The organism is Paraburkholderia atlantica (assembly GCF_009362785.1).
Lineage (GTDB): Bacteria > Pseudomonadota > Gammaproteobacteria > Burkholderiales > Burkholderiaceae > Paraburkholderia > Paraburkholderia atlantica.
In genome coordinates this window covers 1-17352 of the sequence record NZ_WHNQ01000045.1, presented here as the reverse complement: position 1 = coordinate 17352, position 17352 = coordinate 1, and the positions used below count along the sequence as shown (strand labels likewise).

Annotated in this window: 15 protein-coding genes and 2 pseudogenes; 11 read left to right on the top strand and 6 right to left on the bottom strand. The window is 63.5% G+C overall.

What is annotated here, in order from left to right; translation table 11 throughout:
• Window positions 1–26 precede the first annotated feature (26 nt).
• Window positions 27–1943 (bottom strand): potassium transporter Kup, encoded by a 1917-nt coding sequence (locus GCT19_RS35460; protein WP_152854494.1) that lies wholly within the window; start codon window positions 1941–1943, stop codon window positions 27–29.
• Between the two features lie 345 nt (window positions 1944–2288).
• Here GCT19_RS35460 and GCT19_RS35455 point away from each other — a divergent pair, with 345 nt between their 5' ends.
• Genes GCT19_RS35455 through GCT19_RS35435 form a run of 5 tightly spaced genes read left to right on the top strand, consistent with a single transcriptional unit; the run spans window position 2289 to window position 7607 of the window.
• A complete protein-coding gene (locus GCT19_RS35455; RefSeq protein WP_018434760.1) occupies window positions 2289–2984 on the top strand; it encodes a TetR/AcrR family transcriptional regulator in 696 nt (231 codons plus the stop codon).
• Window positions 2981–3946: an HlyD family secretion protein gene (locus GCT19_RS35450; protein WP_152854493.1), complete on the top strand. Its 966-nt coding sequence runs from the start codon at window positions 2981–2983 to the stop codon at window positions 3944–3946. The genes GCT19_RS35455 and GCT19_RS35450 overlap by 4 nt, the downstream gene beginning before the upstream one ends.
• Window positions 3943–4929 carry an ABC transporter ATP-binding protein gene (locus tag GCT19_RS35445; RefSeq protein ID WP_018434762.1) on the top strand — a complete coding sequence of 329 codons (987 nt, stop codon included), beginning with the start codon at window positions 3943–3945 and terminating at the stop codon, window positions 4927–4929. The genes GCT19_RS35450 and GCT19_RS35445 overlap by 4 nt, the downstream gene beginning before the upstream one ends.
• 32 nt (window positions 4930–4961) lie before the next feature.
• Window positions 4962–6077: an ABC transporter permease gene (locus GCT19_RS35440; RefSeq protein WP_018434763.1), complete on the top strand. Its 1116-nt coding sequence runs from the start codon at window positions 4962–4964 to the stop codon at window positions 6075–6077.
• Between the two features lie 12 nt (window positions 6078–6089).
• Window positions 6090–7607: an efflux transporter outer membrane subunit gene (locus tag GCT19_RS35435; protein WP_152854492.1), complete on the top strand. Its 1518-nt coding sequence runs from the start codon at window positions 6090–6092 to the stop codon at window positions 7605–7607.
• 12 nt (window positions 7608–7619) lie between these two features.
• On the opposite strand, the gene GCT19_RS35430 is transcribed toward GCT19_RS35435, so the two are convergent.
• The 5 genes from GCT19_RS35430 to benA all read right to left on the bottom strand — a co-directional run bounded on the left by GCT19_RS35430 (window position 7620) and on the right by benA (window position 12672).
• On the bottom strand, window positions 7620–8840 hold the full coding sequence (locus GCT19_RS35430; protein WP_152854491.1) for a benzoate/H(+) symporter BenE family transporter: 1221 nt from the start codon (window positions 8838–8840) through the stop codon (window positions 7620–7622).
• Between the two features lie 140 nt (window positions 8841–8980).
• Window positions 8981–9772 (bottom strand): 1,6-dihydroxycyclohexa-2,4-diene-1-carboxylate dehydrogenase, encoded by a 792-nt coding sequence (locus tag GCT19_RS35425; protein ID WP_013093827.1) that lies wholly within the window; start codon window positions 9770–9772, stop codon window positions 8981–8983.
• A complete protein-coding gene (benC, locus tag GCT19_RS35420) occupies window positions 9769–10791 on the bottom strand; it encodes a benzoate 1,2-dioxygenase electron transfer component BenC (RefSeq protein WP_152854490.1) in 1023 nt (340 codons plus the stop codon). The genes GCT19_RS35425 and benC overlap by 4 nt, the downstream gene beginning before the upstream one ends.
• A 25-nt stretch (window positions 10792–10816) precedes the next feature.
• Window positions 10817–11308, bottom strand: coding sequence for a benzoate 1,2-dioxygenase small subunit (gene benB / locus GCT19_RS35415; RefSeq protein WP_152854489.1), 492 nt, complete (start codon window positions 11306–11308; stop codon window positions 10817–10819).
• Window positions 11305–12672: a benzoate 1,2-dioxygenase large subunit gene (benA, locus tag GCT19_RS35410; protein ID WP_018434769.1), complete on the bottom strand. Its 1368-nt coding sequence runs from the start codon at window positions 12670–12672 to the stop codon at window positions 11305–11307. The genes benB and benA overlap by 4 nt, the downstream gene beginning before the upstream one ends.
• Window positions 12673–13121: 449 nt before the next feature.
• On the opposite strand from benA, the gene GCT19_RS35405 reads away from it, so the two are divergent.
• The 6 genes and pseudogenes from GCT19_RS35405 to GCT19_RS35380 all read left to right on the top strand — a co-directional run.
• On the top strand, window positions 13122–14039 hold the full coding sequence (locus GCT19_RS35405) for a LysR family transcriptional regulator (protein ID WP_018434770.1): 918 nt from the start codon (window positions 13122–13124) through the stop codon (window positions 14037–14039).
• Between the two features lie 288 nt (window positions 14040–14327).
• Entirely contained in the window at window positions 14328–15101 is a 774-nt protein-coding gene (locus GCT19_RS35400) for an ABC transporter substrate-binding protein (protein ID WP_152854488.1), read from the top strand.
• Window positions 15102–15188: 87 nt separating this feature from the next.
• Window positions 15189–15878, top strand: coding sequence for an ABC transporter permease (locus GCT19_RS35395; protein ID WP_018434772.1), 690 nt, complete (start codon window positions 15189–15191; stop codon window positions 15876–15878).
• A complete protein-coding gene (locus GCT19_RS35390) occupies window positions 15875–16588 on the top strand; it encodes an ABC transporter permease (protein ID WP_018434773.1) in 714 nt (237 codons plus the stop codon). Before GCT19_RS35395 ends, GCT19_RS35390 begins: the two co-directional genes overlap by 4 nt.
• Window positions 16589–16620: 32 nt before the next feature.
• Window positions 16621–17067, top strand: a pseudogene (locus GCT19_RS35385) (ATP-binding cassette domain-containing protein); the annotation flags it as partial.
• Between the two features lie 60 nt (window positions 17068–17127).
• Window positions 17128–17352, top strand: a pseudogene (locus tag GCT19_RS35380) (ISL3 family transposase); the annotation flags it as partial.

Genomic DNA, 17352 nt, shown 5'->3' with positions numbered 1-17352 from the left:
TCAAAGGTATATGACGCTTGGTCTGCCTAGATCTCCACGCGCGCGCCGACTTCGATCACGCGATTGGCCGGCAGTTTGAAGAAAGCCGCGATATTGCCCACGTTGTGCAGCATTACCGCGAAAAGCCGCTCACGCCATAGCGCCATGCCGTGCACGCGTTTGGGCACGACGGCCGCGCGGCTCAGGAACCAGGAGGTGTCGTCCAGGTTGAAGGTGAGTTCCGGCGACTTGTAGGCGGCCAGCGTGCGCGGCAAGTCCACTTCATCCTTGAATCCATAACTCACCGTTGCATGCCAGCAGCCCGTGCACAGCGGTCTGATCTGCACGCGCTCGCTGTCGGCCACCCACGGCACGTTCTTCGTTATCACGCTCAGGAAAACCGTGCGCTCATGCAGCACACGGTTGTGCCGCAGGTTGTTGACGAGCGCGTGCGGCACCGCTTCGGCGTCCGGCGTCAGGAAGATCGCCGTGCCGCCCACGCGCGTCGGCGAACTTTCGAGCAGCGCGGTGAGGTACGGCTTGAGCGGCGTTTTTCCCGCGCGCACGCGCGCTTCGGCCAGCATCATTTCCCAGCCGCGTCCCCACGTCGCCATGATCGTGAACACGATCGCGCCGACCACGAGCGGGAACCAGCCGCCATCGACGATCTTGAGCAGATTCGCCGAGAAGAACAGCGCGTCGATCACGAAGAAGAACGAGGTGGACAGCACGCACAGCAGCCAGTTGTAGCGCCACGCGTAACGCACGACGAAGAACGTCAGGAACGTGGTGATCAGCATCGTGCCGGTCACGGCGATGCCATACGCGGCCCCGAGCGCCGTGGACGAGCGGAAGCCCAACACCGCCGCGACCACCGCGATCAGCAGAATCCAGTTGATGCCGGGCACGTAGATTTGCCCGATCTCGCGCTCCGACGTATGCACGATGTTCATGCGCGGCAGGAAGGAAAGCTGCATGGCCTGCATCGTCATCGAATAGGTACCGGAAATAACGGCTTGCGACGCGATCACGGTGGCGATCGTCGCCAGCACGATCATCGGCACGATGGCCCACTGCGGGAACAGCCGGTAGAACGGGTTTTGCACCGCGCCGGGGTTCGCCAGCAGCAGCGCGCCCTGGCCCAGATAGTTCAGCGCGAGCGCGGGAAAAACGACGCCGAACCACGTAAGACGAATGGGTCGCTTGCCGAAATGGCCCATGTCGGCGTAGAGCGCCTCGGCGCCCGTCAGCGACAGCACCACCGCGCCGAGCGCGACGAAGGCGAGCCAGCGGTGATGCATGACCATACGGAGCCCTTCCAGCGGATTGAGCGCGTACAGCACGACCGGCGTGGCCATGATGTTCGCGACGCCGGCCACGGCGATCACGACGAACCAGAGCACCATCACCGGCCCGAACACTGCGCCGATGCCGCCCGTGCCGTGCTTTTGCGTGACGAACAGCACGATCAGCGCGACGAGCGTCACCGGAACCACATAGGTCTTGAGCCCGGGCTCGACGACTTCGAGCCCTTCGACGGCGCTCAGCACGGAAATGGCCGGCGTGATCACGCTGTCGCCGAAGAACAGCGCCGCGCCCATCACACCCACCACGAGGAGCCCACGCCGCAAACGAGGCCGCGACGCGATCGACGACGCCGCGAGCGCGAGCAGCGCCATGATCCCGCCTTCGCCGTGATTATTCGCCCGCAGGATCAGCACGACGTACTTCAGCGAAACCACAATCACCAGCGACCAGAAGATCAGCGAAACGATGCCGACGATATTGAAAGCATTGAGCGTGAGACCGTTGGCGGGATCGAACACGGTGGCAAGCGTATAGAGCGGGCTCGTGCCGATGTCGCCATAGACCACGCCGAGCGCGGCCAGCGCGAGCGCTGGAAGAGCCGGTGAGGCTTCGCCGTGGCCTTCCTTCGCCGACCCGGCGGTTGCGGAATGTGCCATGTCTCCCTCCTCATACGAATCGCGCGTGAGCCGTGATGGCCGCGCCGCGGGTTCGCTTCGATTCTTTCGTTTGGTTGACTTTAATTCGTCTTGAATTCGTCTGGATCGTGCCTGGTGCGCTACAGAAGTATAGAAATTTCCGGCGAAAATGCGCTTCGCGCGGTGTGATATGCGCGGAAACCGAGCCTTCGCTTTTGACGCGCGATAACGCTCAGTATCGAATTCGATAGCGGTCAGGGTTTCCCCTCCTTCAGCACATCAAAACTTGTCCTACTATCAAGCAGTTAAAACTAACTAACTCATCAGTTAGTCGGGTTTCCCATGCCACAAGTCGCCCGCTCCAGAATGGGTCGCCGTCCTCATCCGCAGGACTTCGACGCACGCGAACATCTGCTCGATGTCGCGGTGGCGCTGTTCGCCGAGCGCGGCATCGCCAACACGACGGTGGCGCAGATCGCGGCAGCGAGCGGCGTCACGTCCGCGATGGTGCACTACTGGTTCCAGACCCGCGAAAAGCTGCTCGACGCGTTGTTCGAGGAAAAGCTGGTCGCGGCGTTCGGCGCGATCTGGGACCCGGTCGATGCCGAACACGACGATCCGCTCGCGCTGACGCAAGGCATCGTCAAACGCATGTTCGACGTCACCGAAACCATGCCGTGGCTACCTTCGCTATGGCTGCGCGAAATCATCAACGAAGGCGGCCTGCTGCGCGAGCGCGCGTTTGCGCATATCCCCGTGCAAAAGGTCGCCGCGTTCGGTCAGAACATCGCACGCGGTTGTGCGTCGGGTCAGTTGAACGCGCAGCTCGAACCGTTGCTGCTGTTCAACTCCGTGCTCGCGCTCGTGATGCTGCCGCAGGCAACCGCCAGGATCTGGCAGCGCCTGAATCCGCGCAGCTCGTTCGATCGCGCGACGCTCGAACGCCACGTCGTCGCGCTGCTCACGCAGGGCATGAGCGCAACCACGGCGCTCAAGACCAGCGCCAAGACCAGGACCCGGGCGACGTCGAGCGCACGCCGCGCGAAAGGAAAGCCGTCATGATTCCGTCCGCCCGCTCATCCACACGTGTCGCGTCGCTCGCGCTGGGCATCGCGTGCGCGAGCTGTTCGCAACAACCGGCGAACACGTGGCAAGGCTATGTGGAAGGCGAGTTCCTCTACCTTGCGTCGTCGCAGGCGGGGCAGCTGACCGAACTCGCGGTCTCGCGCGGGCAGACCGTCGCGCAGAACACGCCGCTGTTCGCGCTCGAAGCGCAGAACGAAACCGACGCCGTGGCGCAGGCCAACGAGCAGCTGCGCTCGGCCCGCGCCCAGCTCGCCGACCTTGGAACCGGCAAGCGTCCGCCGGAAGTCGACGTGACACGCGCGCAACTCGTACAGGCCGAAGCCGATGCGGCGCGCGCCGCGACCCAGTTCCGCCGCGACCAACAGCAATTCGACGCCGGCGGCATCGCGCAAGGCCAGCTCGACGACTCGCGCGCGAGCGCGTTGTCGAGCGCCGCGCACGTGCGCGAGTTGCAAAGTCAGCTTGCCGTCGCGCGTCTGCCTGGGCGGATCGAACAGATTCGCGCGCAGCAGGCGCAAGTCGATGCGGCGCAGGCCCAACTCGGCCAGGCCCAATGGAAGCTCGATCAGAAAAGCGTGCACGCGCCGCACGCGGGCCTCGTGTTCGACACGATGTATCGGAGTGGCGAATGGGTGCCGGCGGGCAGCCCCGTCGTGCGCATGCTGCCGCCGGAGAACGTCAAGGTGCGCTTCTTCGTGCCCCAGGGTGTGGTCGGTTCGCTCGCGCCGGGCCGTCGCGTATCGATTCATTGCGACGGCTGCGCCGCCGATGTGCCGGCCGTGCTCAGCTTTATCTCGGACCAGGCGGAATACACGCCGCCGGTGATCTTCAGCAACGAAAGCCGCGCGAAGCTCGTGTTCATGGTCGAGGCGAGACCGCGGACCGCCGATGCGCCGAAGCTGCGGCCCGGCCAGCCCGTCACGGTCACGCTGCAATGAGTGCGCCCGCGCCGCCCCCCGCCAACGCCAGCGATCCCGTATACGCGATCGACGTGCACGGGCTGAACAAGCATTTCGGCACCAAGCACGTGGTCAACGATGTGACGATGCAGGTGCAGCGCGGCGAGATTTTCGGTTTTCTCGGCCCGAACGGCAGCGGCAAGACGACCTGCATTCGCATGATGTGCGGACTGCTGACGCCGGACTCCGGCAGCGGCACCTGTCTCGGTTACGACATCGTGCAGGACAGCGCGCAGATCAAACGCCGCACCGGCTATATGACGCAGCGCTTTTCCTATTGGGAAGATCTGTCGATCCGCGAAAACCTCGACTTCGTCGCCCGCATCTACGAGATGAAGAACCGCCGCGAGGCGGTGGATCGCGCGCTCGAACAGCTTGGCCTGCAAAGCCGTGCGAAGCAGTTGGCCGGCGCACTGTCGGGCGGATGGAAGCAACGTCTCGCGCTGGCCGCGTGCATGCTGCATGAGCCACAGCTGCTGCTGCTCGACGAACCAACCGCGGGTGTCGACCCGAGCGCGCGCCGCGACTTCTGGGAAGAGCTGCACCGCCTCGCGGCGCGTGGTATCTCGGTGCTCGTCAGCACGCACTATATGGACGAAGCGGAACGCTGCCACAAGCTCGCCTATATCGCGTACGGCAAGCTGCTCGCGCAGGGCACGTCGAAACAGGTCATCGACTCTCAAGGGCTCGTGACGTGGGCCGTGTACGGCCAGAATCTCGTCGAGCTCGGCGACCGGCTGCGCAGCTCGCCCGGCGTCGAGCAGACGGTGGCGTTCGGTTCGTCGCTGCACGTGAGCGGGCCCGACACGCCCGAGCTCCACGCGAGCATCGACCAGTTGGAACGCTCGAACCCGACACTGCGAATCGAAAGACAGGACACCGGCCTCGAGGACGTGTTCATCTTCATGATGAACCGCTCGACGGACAATTACGCAACGCCTTCCGCGGGCACAGCATCGTGAATTCCGCGCGCCGACTTCCGCGCTTTTCGCTGATGCGTTGGTGGAGCATCGTGCGCAAGGAGTTTTTGCAGTTGAAGCGCGACCGCATCACGTTTGCGATGATGATCGTGCTGCCGATCATGCAGATGGCGCTGTTCGGCTTCGCGATCAATACCGACCCGAAGCATCTGCCGACCGCCGTCATCGCCGCCGACCACAGCGAATTCACGCGCAGCTTCCTGATGGCGATGCGCAACTCCGATTACTTCGACATCGTGTCGACGCTGCCCGACGAAGAGTCCGGCCGCCGCGCGCTCGCGCAAGGCAAGGTGCTGTTCGTGCTGAATATTCCGGTCGGTTTCACGCGCGAGCTGGCCAAGGGCGCGCGGCCCTCGCTGCTCGTCGAAGCCGACGCGACGGACCCGATGGCGGTGGGCACCGCGCTCGGCGCGTTGCCGTCGATCACGCAGTCGGTATTGCAGAAGGACCTCACGGGTCCGCTGTCGTCGCTCGCGGCCGGCCCCACCGCTTTCGATGTTCAATTGCACCGGCTCTACAACCCCGAAAGCATCACTCAGTACAACGTGGTGCCGGGCCTGATGGGCGTGATCCTGACGATGACGATGGTGATGATGACGGGCCTCGCAATCACGCGCGAACGCGAGCGCGGCACGATGGAAAATCTGCTCGCTACGCCCGTGCTGCCGCTCGAAGTGATGACCGGCAAGATCGTGCCGTATGTGGCAATCGGTCTGGTGCAGGTCAGCATCATCGTCGCGGCGGCGCGCTTCGTGTTCAACGTGCCGTTCGAAGGCAGTCTGATCGCGCTGTATCTGTCCGCGCTATTGTTCGTCGCCGCCAATCTGACGATCGGCATTACGTTGTCGTCGCTCGCGCAGAACCAGTTGCAGGCCATGCAGCTGACGATGTTCTATTTTCTGCCCAACATTCTGCTGTCCGGTTTCATGTTCCCGTTCGCGGGCATGCCGAAGTGGGCGCAGTACATCGGCAATCTGTTGCCGCTCACCTACTTCAACCGGCTCGTGCGCGGCATTCTGCTCAAGGGCGTCGGTTGGACCGACATGTGGCCGCATGTGTGGCCGCTGCTGATCTTTCTGGTCGTCGTGATGGGTGTCGCCGTGAAGTTCTATCGACGCACGCTCGATTGAGGAAGGCTTGCAATGTGTTCCGCTCCTCGCTTTCGTGACGTGGCTTTTCATCGCGCGGCCTGTTTATCCGCTACGCGCCGGCTCGCCGCGTTCTGCACAAGTGCGGCGATGTGCGCGTGTACGGTTGGCCCGGATTTCCATCGACCCGACGTGACCAGCGTGTCGAGCTATACCGCCGCGCCGCTTGCGGCAAGCACCGTCGCAGCCGATGGTCCGGGCGGCGGCGCGCAACACTTCGTGCCGACTGACCAACCCCGCGACGGCTGGTGGCGCGCGTTCGGCTCGCCGGCGCTGAACGCGCTCGTGCAGCAGGCGCTCGACGACAGCCCGACCCTCGCGCAAGCCCGCGCGAAACTCGACCAGGCGCAGCAGGACTATCGCGCGCAGGCGGGCGGCACGCTGTGGCCGCAGGTCGATGCGAACCTGTCGACCACGCGCGAGAGGATCGATCCCGAGGCGCTCGGCTTCGGCCAGCTGACGCAAGGCCGCGCGTTCGCGCCATTCACGCTGTACAGCGCGCAAGTCACCGTGTCGTACACGCTCGATCTGTTCGGCGCGAATCGCCGCGCGCTCGAAGCGGTGGCCGCGCAGGTCGACTATCAGCAATACGAACTCGAAGCCGCACGTTTGACGGTCGCGGGCAATGTGGTGACGGCGGCGATCCGGCGTGCATCGCTGGCGCGGCAGATCGCGCTCACAGAAGCGCTGCTCGCGAATCAGATGCAGCAACTCGATATCGCCGAACGCCGCTTTCGCGCGGGCGGCATCTCCGAGGTCGATCTGCTGAGCCAGCGCACGCTCGTGCAACAAACCCGTGCGACGCTACCGCCGTTGCGCACGCAGCTAGCACAGACCGACCATCAGCTCGCGATCTATCTGGGACGCGCGCCAGCGGAATTGACCACCGCACACGACATTGCCGCGCTCGACCTCGATACGCTCGTGCTGCCGGCCGACCTGCCGGTAACCTTGCCGTCGACGCTCGCGCAGCAGCGGCCGGACATTCGCGCCTCCGAAGCGCTGTTGCATCAGGCGAGCGCGAACATCGGCGTCGCGACCGCGAACCTGTATCCGCGCATCACGCTGTCGGGCAGCGCCGCGACCGAACGCGTCAACGTGTCCGATCTGCTGACGGGATTCAACGTGTGGAGTTTCGGCGCGGGTCTCACGCAGCCGCTGTTTCATGGCGGTGAACTGCTGGCGCGCAAACATTCGTCCGAGGCGGCCTACCAGGCCGCGCTCGCCGTCTACAAGCAAACCGTGCTGCAGGGACTGCAACAGGTCGCCGACGCGCTGCGCGCGCTCGATCAGGACGCAATCGCGTTGCAGGCGCTCGATGCAGCGCAGCGCAGCGCGCAGCACAGCGCCGGTATCGCGAGTCAGCGTTATGCGGCGGGCGGCATCAGTCAATTGACGCTGCTCGATACGCAGCGCCAGGAATTGCAGACAGGACTCGATCGCACCAAAGCCGCGGCGCAGCGTTATGCCGATACCGCCGCGCTGTTTCAGGCGCTCGGTGCGCGGCCTTGACTTACTGCTTCATCATTGGTTTGCCGACGTCTCGCGCCGCACCTTGTTCAGCACGAGGTAGGCGAACGAGCCGATCACGATGCCCCAGAACGCGGAGCCGAGCCCGAGGAAGGTCATACCGGATGCGGTCGCCAGAAAAGTGATGACCGAGGCCTCGCGATGGTCTTCGTCCTGGATCGCGCCCATCACGTTCGACGTGATCGCACCGATCAACGCGAGGCCCGCCAGAATCGCGACGAATTCCTTCGGCAGCATCGTGAACAGCGCGACGATCGCGCCGGCGAAGGTGCCGCCGATCAGATAGAACACGCCGTTGGCGATGCCGGCGATATAGCGCTTGTCCGGGTCGTCGTGCGCGTCCTTGCCGGTGCACAGCGCCGCCGTGATCGCGGCGATCACGATCGTGATGCCGCCGAAAAACGCCACGCCGATCGACGCGATGCTCGTCGCGGTGATGATCGGCCGAGCCGGCGTGTGATAGCCGGACACGCGCAGAATCGCCATGCCCGGCAGAAACTGCCCGGTCAGACTGACGACCACGAGCGGCAACGCAAGGCTCAGCGTCGAACTCAGCGTCCATTCGGGTTGGATGAAGATCGGCCGCGTGACTTGCAGCGGCAGCGGGCCCAGGTGCGCGGCGCCGAGCGCGATGGCGAGCGCCGTGCCGGTCAGCAGCACCAGCACGATGCAATAGCGCGGCAGCAGGCGCCTGAACACGATGTACGCGCCGATCATGCCGAACGCCAGCGCCGGCATCGATGCCGCCGCCTTGAACGCATGCGTGCCGAACTGCAGCAGAATGCCGGCCATCATCCCGCAGGCGATGCCCTTCGGAATGCTGCGCACCATGCGGTCGAAATAGCCCGATATGCCGATCAGCAGAATGATCACGGCAGCGCTCAGATACGCGCCGACCGCCTGATGCAGCGTCAACGCGGGAAACAGTCCGACCAGCAGCGCGGTACCGGGCGCGGACCACGCGGTCACGACCGGCACTTTCAGCTTCCAGCTCGCGAAGATGCCGGACACGGCCGCGCCGATCGAGATGCCCCATACCCACGACGCAACCATCTCGTTGGGCATGTGGGCCGCTTGCGCCGCCTGGAAGAAGATCACGAGGGGGCCCGCGTACGAGATCAGCACGGCCAGAAAGCCGGCCACGATGGCGGACACGGACCAGTCGGCCGCAATGGCGCGCGCGGTCGGCGCCTGGCTAGGGGTGGGATTCATCATCGATGTGGGTCGTGGCGGCCCGCTGTTGATGACACGCGCCTGGCGGCGCATGTCACCGCCCAGCAGCGGAGTCATTCCGGGCCGATAGTATGAAGGACAATCGCCGCGCGGCCTATCGGCGTCGTTCGGCCCGCCGCCCGTTAGCCCTGATCGCCGCCGCCGACCGGCAGCACGGTGCCGGTGATATACGACGCTTCATCGGAAGCGAGGAACAGGATCGCGCCGACCTGTTCGTCGATCGTGCCGTAGCGATGCATCAGGCTCGACGCGATCGTCTGATCGACGATGCCCTGATACCACGTCGCTTCCTGCTCGCTTTGCGGCGCGGTGTTGCGCGGCACGCGGCGCGGCGGCGCTTCGGTGCCGCCGGTGGCGACCGCGTTGATGCGGATGCCGTGTTCCGCATGCTCGAACGCGAGGCTCGCGGTCAGCGCATTGACGCCACCCTTCGACGCCGCATACGGCACGCGATAAATGCTGCGCGTCGCGATCGACGACACGTTGACGATCGCGCCGCTCGCGCGCTTCAGCATCGCGGGCAACACCGCGTGGCAGCACCACAGCGTCGGGAACAGCGAACGCCGCACCTCGGCCTCGATTTGCTCGGCTTCATATTCCTCGTACGGCTTCGCCCAGATCGTGCCGCCGACATTGTTGACGAGCGCGTCGATGCGGCCGAACACCTCGATCGCGAAGGCCGTCATCGCCGTCGCGCCCGCATAGGTTTCGAGGTCGGCGATGAACGCGCGCGCCTCGCCGCCGGCGCGCGTAATCTCTTCGGTCACCTCGTGCACGATCGGCGAACGGTCCACCAGCACCACCGCGGCGCCCTCGCGCGCCGCGCGCAACGCGACGCCGCGGCCGATGCCCTGGCCCGCGCCGGTCACGACGAGCACCTTGTCCTTGAAGCGATCGGTAAAGGTCGAAGTCATGCTACGTTGCTCGCCGAAAATTTTTCGTAGTAGAAGTTCGCGGGCTCGACGCTGCTGTCGCGCAGCCAGCCCTGCACCGCTTCGACCATCGCGACCGGGCCGCACAGGTAGACGTCGACGTCGCCGTCGTTCAGCCATTCGCTGTCGACGTGCGCGGTCACGTAGCCTTTGCGCTCGTGGCTGCTCGCGGCGTCGACGACACAGGTGCGATAGCTGAAATTCGGCAGCGTGCGCTGCGCTTCTTCGAGTTGTTCGAGCGCGACCAGATCGATGTCGTGGGTCACGCCGTACACGAGGCGCACCGGCTGCGTGTTGCCGCCCGCCTTCAGCACGTCGAGCATCGACAGGAACGGCGCGATGCCGGTGCCGCCCGCGAGGAACAGCACCGGACGCTGCGGATCGCGCAGATAGAAGCTGCCATACGGACCCGTGAAGCCGATCCGCTGACCAGGCTGCGCATCGCGGCTCAAGAAGCCGCTCATCTTGCCGTCCGGCACGTTGCGCACGACGAACGCCGCGCGCGCCGCGCCCGGCGCCGAGCTGAACGAGTACGACCGGCTCTCGCCGCTCGCGCCCGGAATCTCGACGTTCACATATTGACCCGCGAGAAAGCTCGGCGCGCTCGCGCCGTCGATATCGATCGAGAAATGGATCGTCGAATCCGACAGCCGTTCGACCGCCGCGAGCGTGCCTTCGAAACGCGACACGCCGGTCTTGCACGCCGCCGACGACGCCTGCACGCGAATCACCAGATCCGAGCGCGGCCGCGTCTGGCACGCGAGGATATAGCCCTTGCCCGCTTCTTCGGGGGTCAACGCATCTTCGACGTAGCTCTCCTCGGGCATGTCGTACGCGCCCGATTCGCACAGCCCGCGGCAGGTGCCGCACGCGCCTTCGCGGCAATCGAGCGGAATGTTGATCTTCTGCCGGTACGCGGCATCCGACAGCGTTTCGTTCTCACGGCAGCTGATGAAGCGCGTGACGCCGTCTTCGAACTGAAGTGCAATAGTGTGTTCCATGACCTGTCTCCTGCAACCGCACCGGCTAGATGTGGTAGATGTCGATGACCTGATTGATGTAGTCGTTCTTCAACACGACGTACTTGCTCAGGATTTGCGGCTCGGCGCCGTTGAAGTCGATCACGTAGCGCGACATGCCGAAGTAGCTGTAGTTGGTCTTGTAGCGATGGCTCAGCGTGTGCCAGTTGAAGCGCACCGTGTACACGCCGTTCTCAGCGCTCTCCACTTCGACGTTGGCGACGTTGTGGCTCGTGCGCGTATCGGGCATCGTCGCGCTCGAGCGCTCGGTCTTGATGCGGAACACGCGGTCTTCGAGACCCTGGCGGTTCGGGTAGTAGATCAGCGAGATCTCGCGCTGCGGATCTGTGATGAGCTTGTCCTCGTCGTCCCAGGAAGGCATCCAGAACGACGCGTCCGGGTGATAGCAGGCGAGCCACTCGTCCCATTGCTCGTCGTCGAGCAGGCGGCTTTCGCGGAACAGGAAAGCCTGAATATCGGTGATGGCGATGTTGCTCATGCGCGGCTCCCCGGCGCGTTCAGCGCCTTTTTCATCGTGTCGATCCAGTAGCGGTGCTGCACCGTGTAGAGGCCTTCGTCCTCGGTCTTCACGCCGCTCATCACGGGGTTCAGGCCGATCTTCTGCGCGGCTTCGTCCGCGCCGTCGATCCAGTGCTTCGAACCGCGGCACATGTCGTTCCATTCGACCGCGCGGCCCGCGTAACCCAGCTGGCAGGCGCGGAATTCCTCGAGGTCGTCCGGCGTGGCCATGCCGCTCACGTTGAAGAAGTCCTCGTATTGACGGATGCGGCGCGAGCGCGCTTCGTCGGACTCGCCCTTCGGCGCGATGCAGTAGATCGTCACCTCGGTCTTGTTGACCGACAGCGGCCGCAGCACGCGAATCTGCGAGCCGAACTGGTCCATCAGATACACGTTCGGGTAGAGGCACAGATTGCGCGAGTTCTGGATCATCCAGTCAGCGCGCTCGGCGCCGCAGCGCGCGGCGAATTCGTCGCGGCGACTGAAGTTCGGACGGTCTTCGGGATTCGCCCAGCGCGTCCACAGCAGCATGTGGCCGTGCTCGAACGCGTAGAAGCCGCCGCCCTGGCGGCCCCAGCTGCCGGCATCCATCGCGCGGATCTTGTCTTCGCGCGCGTTCTCTTCCTTGCGATGATTGGTCGTCGCCGCATAGTTCCAGTGCACGGCCGACACGTGGTAGCCGTCCGCGCCGTTTTCCGCGGTCAGCTTCCAGTTGCCTTCGTACGTGTAGGTCGACGAGCCGCGCAGCACTTCGAGACCGTCTTCCGACTGGTCGACGATCATGTCGATGATGCGCGCCGCCTCGCCGAGGAACGTCTCGAGCGGCGGCACGTCATCGCTCAGGCTGCCGAACAGGAAGCCGCGATAGTTGCCGAAGCGCGCGAGCTTCTTCAGGTCGTGCGAGCCTTCCTTGTTGAAGCAGTCGGGATAGCCCGCGTCCGAGGGGTCTTTGACCTTCAGCAGCTTGCCGCTGTTGTTGAAGGTCCAGCCGTGGAATGGGCACGTATAGGTGGCCTTGTTGCCGCGCTTGTGACGGCACAGCATCGCGCCGCGGTGCGTGCACGAATTGATGAACGCGTTCAACTCGCCCTGACGGTTGCGCGCGATCACGACCGGCTGGCGACCCATATAGGTCGTGAAGTAATCGTTGTTGTTCGGAATCTGGCTTTCGTGCGCGAGATAAATCCAGTTGCCCTCGAAAATATGCTGCATTTCGAGTTCGAACAGACGCTCGTCGGTAAACGCGCTGCGATGCAGGCGGTAATCGCCGCGCTCGCGGTCTTCGACGAGAAAGTCGTCGATGTTCTTCAGTTGTGGAGTGTGATCCGGGTAGATCGGAATCATGCGTGTCTCCTGGTACGGACTGTCGATATGCGTGCGAAGCACGCGTGTAGGGAGCGGCCTGCCTGCCGGGACGCCGGCTGGCCGGTTGGTCTTTCACGTCGGGGAGTGGAGGCGGTGGGCCTCCGCGGTTGCGTCAGGTCGCGGCGCGCAAGGGCTGGACCTTCGGCACCAGAGGCGGGATATCGGTGGGCAACCCTTTCGACAGGGTTTCGATTTCAGCGTGTTTCATTGCTGCTCCTGAACTCTTTCTAAGTCTTGGATCATCCCAGGCGCGAGGATGTGCCTGCGCCGTCTCCGTGGGGCCGACCGACGCTTCAGACCGGGCCGAGTCGTCAATGCTCGGGAGGTATAATTTTTCGGGGCGTCTACGGTAACTGAAGGATAGTTGTCCGCCATTTGGATCGTCCAACACTGATTTAGTATCGCGACGATACTTAAAAGGTATTTTTATGGAATTGCGCCATCTGCGCTACTTCGTGGCCGTTGCCGAGGAATGCAACGTCACCAAGGCCGCCAAACGTCTGCATATTGCGCAGCCGCCGCTGAGCCGGCAGATCCAGCAGCTCGAAGACACGCTCGGCGTGCAGCTGTTCGAGCGCAACTCGCGGCCGCTGAAGCTGACCGAGGCCGGCCGCTTCTTCTACTCGCACGCGGTTCAGCTGCTCGCGCAAACGACCGAAATCGAGGCGATGACGCGGCGCGTCGGCAAGATCGAGCGCAGTTTGTCGGTGGGCTTCGTCGGCTCGACGCTGTACGGCATGCTGCCGAAAATCATCCGGCGCTTTCGCACCGAGAACAGCACCGTCGAGCTGAGCCTGCACGAGATGTCGACGATGGATCAGATCAAGGCGCTCAAGGAAGGCCGCATCGACGTCGGCTTCGGCCGCATTCGTCACGAAGACCCGAGCATCAAGCGCGTGGTGCTGCGCGAAGAACGGATGATCGTCGCGCTGCCGCTCGGCCATCCGCTGAGCGACGCGAAGCCGGTGCTGTCGCTGCACGACCTGACCAGCGAAACGCTGATCATCTTCCCGAAGGCGCCGCGGCCCAGTTACGCGGACCAGGTGCTGGCCGCGTTTCACGATCGCGGCCTGAAGCCTCAGCGGCTCTACGAGACGCGCGAGTTGCAGATCGCGCTCGGCCTCGTTGCCGCGGGCGAAGGCATCTCGATCGTGCCTGCCAGCGTGTATGGCTTGCAGCGCGGCGACATCGCCTACAAGGACCTCGACGATCAGAACCTCGTGTCGCCGATCATCATGAGCATCCGCATGCTCGACGAATCGGCCGACATCCAGCGCATGCTCGAACTGATCTACGCGCTGTACGACGAACAGCACATGACCTATCTGCCGCCTTCGCATCAGTAGCGCGGATCGGGCGGTTCACGGCTCGACACCCCGGCGGGCGTCGCCGTAACGAAGTTGTATGGACAAGATATCCGCACCGGTATAGACCGCGGGTATACGCGAAAAATCTGGCTGCACAGGCAGCCTTTCAATCAGCCTTAAAAGGCTTATCTACCAAGGCTATTACGCCTATTCTTCTTCTCCTTTCCCGGTACCCGTAAGCACTAACCCTGATTGCCGCTCATCGGCCGTACGGGATAATTTGTCTATACAACATCACGCCTCGCAGCATCCCTCCCGGAGACTTTCATGAAGAAACTTGCCCTGTCCCTCGCCCTCGCACTCGCCGCCACCGGCGCTTTCGCCAAAGATTGGTCCACGGTCCGCTTCGGTGTGGATGCAAGCTATGCGCCGTTCGAGTCGAAAGCGACCGATGGCAAGCTGGTCGGCTTCGACGTCGACCTCGGCACCGAAATCTGCCGCCGTCTGAATGCGAAGTGCGTGTGGGTCGAGCAGGACTTCGACAGCATGATTCCGGCATTGAAGGCAAAGAAGTTCGACGGCGTGCTGTCGTCGATGTCGATGACGCCGAAACGTGCCGAACAGATCGCTTTCTCGTCGAAGCTGTTCAACACGCCCACACGACTCGTCGCGAAGAAGGGCTCGGGCATCATGCCGACCGCCGACTCGCTGAAGGGCAAAACGGTGGGCGTCGAACAGGGCACGATCCAGGAAACCTACGCGAAGACCTATTGGGAGGCGAAGGGCGTGAAGGTCGTGCCGTACCAGAACCAGGACGCGGTCTACACCGACCTGCAGTCGGGCCGTCTGGACGCAGCGCTGCAAGACGCGGTGCAGGCTGACCAGGGCTTCCTGAAGACGCCGCGCGGCGCGGGCTTCGACTTCGTCGGCAAGAACATCGATGATCCGCAGATCCTCGGCAACGGCGCGGGCATCGGCATGCGCAAGGAAGACGAAGATCTGAAGATCAAGGTCGACAAGGCGATCGCCGACATGATCAAGGACGGCACCTACAAGAAGATCGAGCAGAAGTACTTCGACTTCGACGTGTACGGCGGCTAAGCCCGCGCGCAACACCACGAGCCCGCTTCACCCGATCGCCAGGCCCCGCGCGCATGCGCGGTTCGCTCCTTCGACAAGGACACTCCCATGCTGTTTCAAGGCTTCGGTCCGCTGCTCCTCGCGGGCACGTGGGTAACCATCAAACTCGCGGTGCTGTCGCTCGCGGCGTCGTTCGCACTGGGACTTCTCGGCGCCGCCGCGAAGCTGTCGACCAACCGCGTGCTTTCGCGCATCGGCACGATGTACACGACGCTGATCCGCGCCGTGCCCGACCTCGTGCTGATGCTGCTGCTGTTCTACAGCATCCAGATCTGGCTCAATGAGCTGACCGACATGTTCAGCATGGAGCAGATCGACATCGATCCGTTTCTCGCGGGTGTGATTACGCTGGGCTTCATTTACGGCGCTTACTTCACCGAAACCTTCCGCGGCGCGTTTCTGTCGGTGCCGCGCGGGCAGATCGAAGCGGGCTTCGCATACGGCATGAGCGCGCGGCGCGTGTTCACCCGCATTCTGTTCCCGCAGATGATGCGCTTCGCGCTGCCCGGCATCGGCAACAACTGGCAGGTGCTCGTGAAGGCCACCGCGCTCGTGTCGATCATCGGTCTCGCGGACGTGGTCAAGGCATCGCAGGATGCCGGCAAGAGCACGCAGTCGTTCTTCTTCTTCACGCTGGCGACCGGGGCGATCTACCTCGCCATCACGACCATTTCGAACCTGGTATTGATCCGCCTCGAGAAACGCTACTCGATCGGCGTACGGAGGGCCGCGCTGTGATCGAACTGATTCGTCAATACTGGCAGAACTACATTTTCACGGACGGCTTCAACTACACCGGCCTCGTCATCACGCTCTGGCTGCTGGTTGCGTCGATCGTGCTGGGTTTCGTGCTGGCCGTGCCGCTCGCGATCGCGCGCGCGTCGCGCAATCGCTACATCTGCGGACCCGTCTGGCTATTCACCTATGTGTTCCGCGGCACGCCGTTGTACGTTCAGCTGCTGCTGATCTACACGGGGCTCTACAGTCTGCATTTCGTCCATTCGTATGCGATGCTCGACAGCTTCTTTCGCAATGCGATGAACTGCACGCTGCTCGCGTTCGCGCTGAACGAATGCGCGTACGCCACCGAGATCTTCGCAGGCGCGATCCGCGAGACCTCGCACGGCGAGATCGAGGCGGCCCAGGCTTACGGCATGTCGAAGTTCAAGCTGTACACGCGCATCATCCTGCCTTCGGCGCTGCGCCGGGCCCTGCCTTCGTACAGCAACGAGGTGATCCTGATGCTGCACGCGACCACGCTCGCGTTCACGGCGACCGTCCCCGACATTCTGAAAGTGGCGCGCGACGTCAATTCAGCAACCTACGCGACGTTCCAGGCGTACGGCATCGCCGCGATTCTGTACGCGGCGATCGTGTTCGCGCTGATCTGGGGCTTCCGCAAGATGGAAATCCGTTTGCTGGCTTATTTGAAACCGCAAGGGCATTAAAGCGCATTCGCGCCATGATGGAGCATACGAGCATGTACAAGCTGACAGTCGACGACCTGCACAAGAAGTTCGGCGACAACGAGGTACTGAAGGGCGTCTCGCTGAAGGCGAAGGCGGGCGACGTGATTAGCCTCATCGGGTCCAGCGGCTCCGGGAAAAGCACCTTCCTGCGCTGCATCAACTTTCTCGAATCGCCGTGCTCCGGCCGCATCACGCTGAACGGCGAGGAAATCAACACGAGCAGGGATCGCAACGGCTCGCTACGCGTGACCCATCCGAAGCAGTTGCAAGCGATGCGCACGCGTCTCGCGATGGTGTTCCAGCATTTCAATCTGTGGGCGCACATGACGGTGCTCGATAACATCATCGAGGCGCCGATCAGCGTGCTGGGATTGAGCCGCGCCGAAGCGGAAGAACGCGCTCGCAAGTATCTGACCAAGGTGGGTTTGCCGGCCAGCACGGAAAAAAAATATGCCTCTGTTGAATTTCCAGTGGGTGGTATCGTCCCGGTTTCTGCATAATCAAGACGAAGGCAGGTCATGCACAGCAAGCTGTTCGAAGCCGCATTGGGTGTAAGTGATCCGTGGTTCGTGAGCGGCGTCGATTTCGACGCGGCCACCAAGCTGCTGACGATCCAGATCGACTTCACTGCCGGAAGCCGCTTCGCGCATCCTGAGGTGGCCGGCGCGCATCCCGTGCATGACACTATCGTCAAGCGTTACCGGCACCTGAACTTTTTCCAGCATGACTGCTACCTCGAAGTG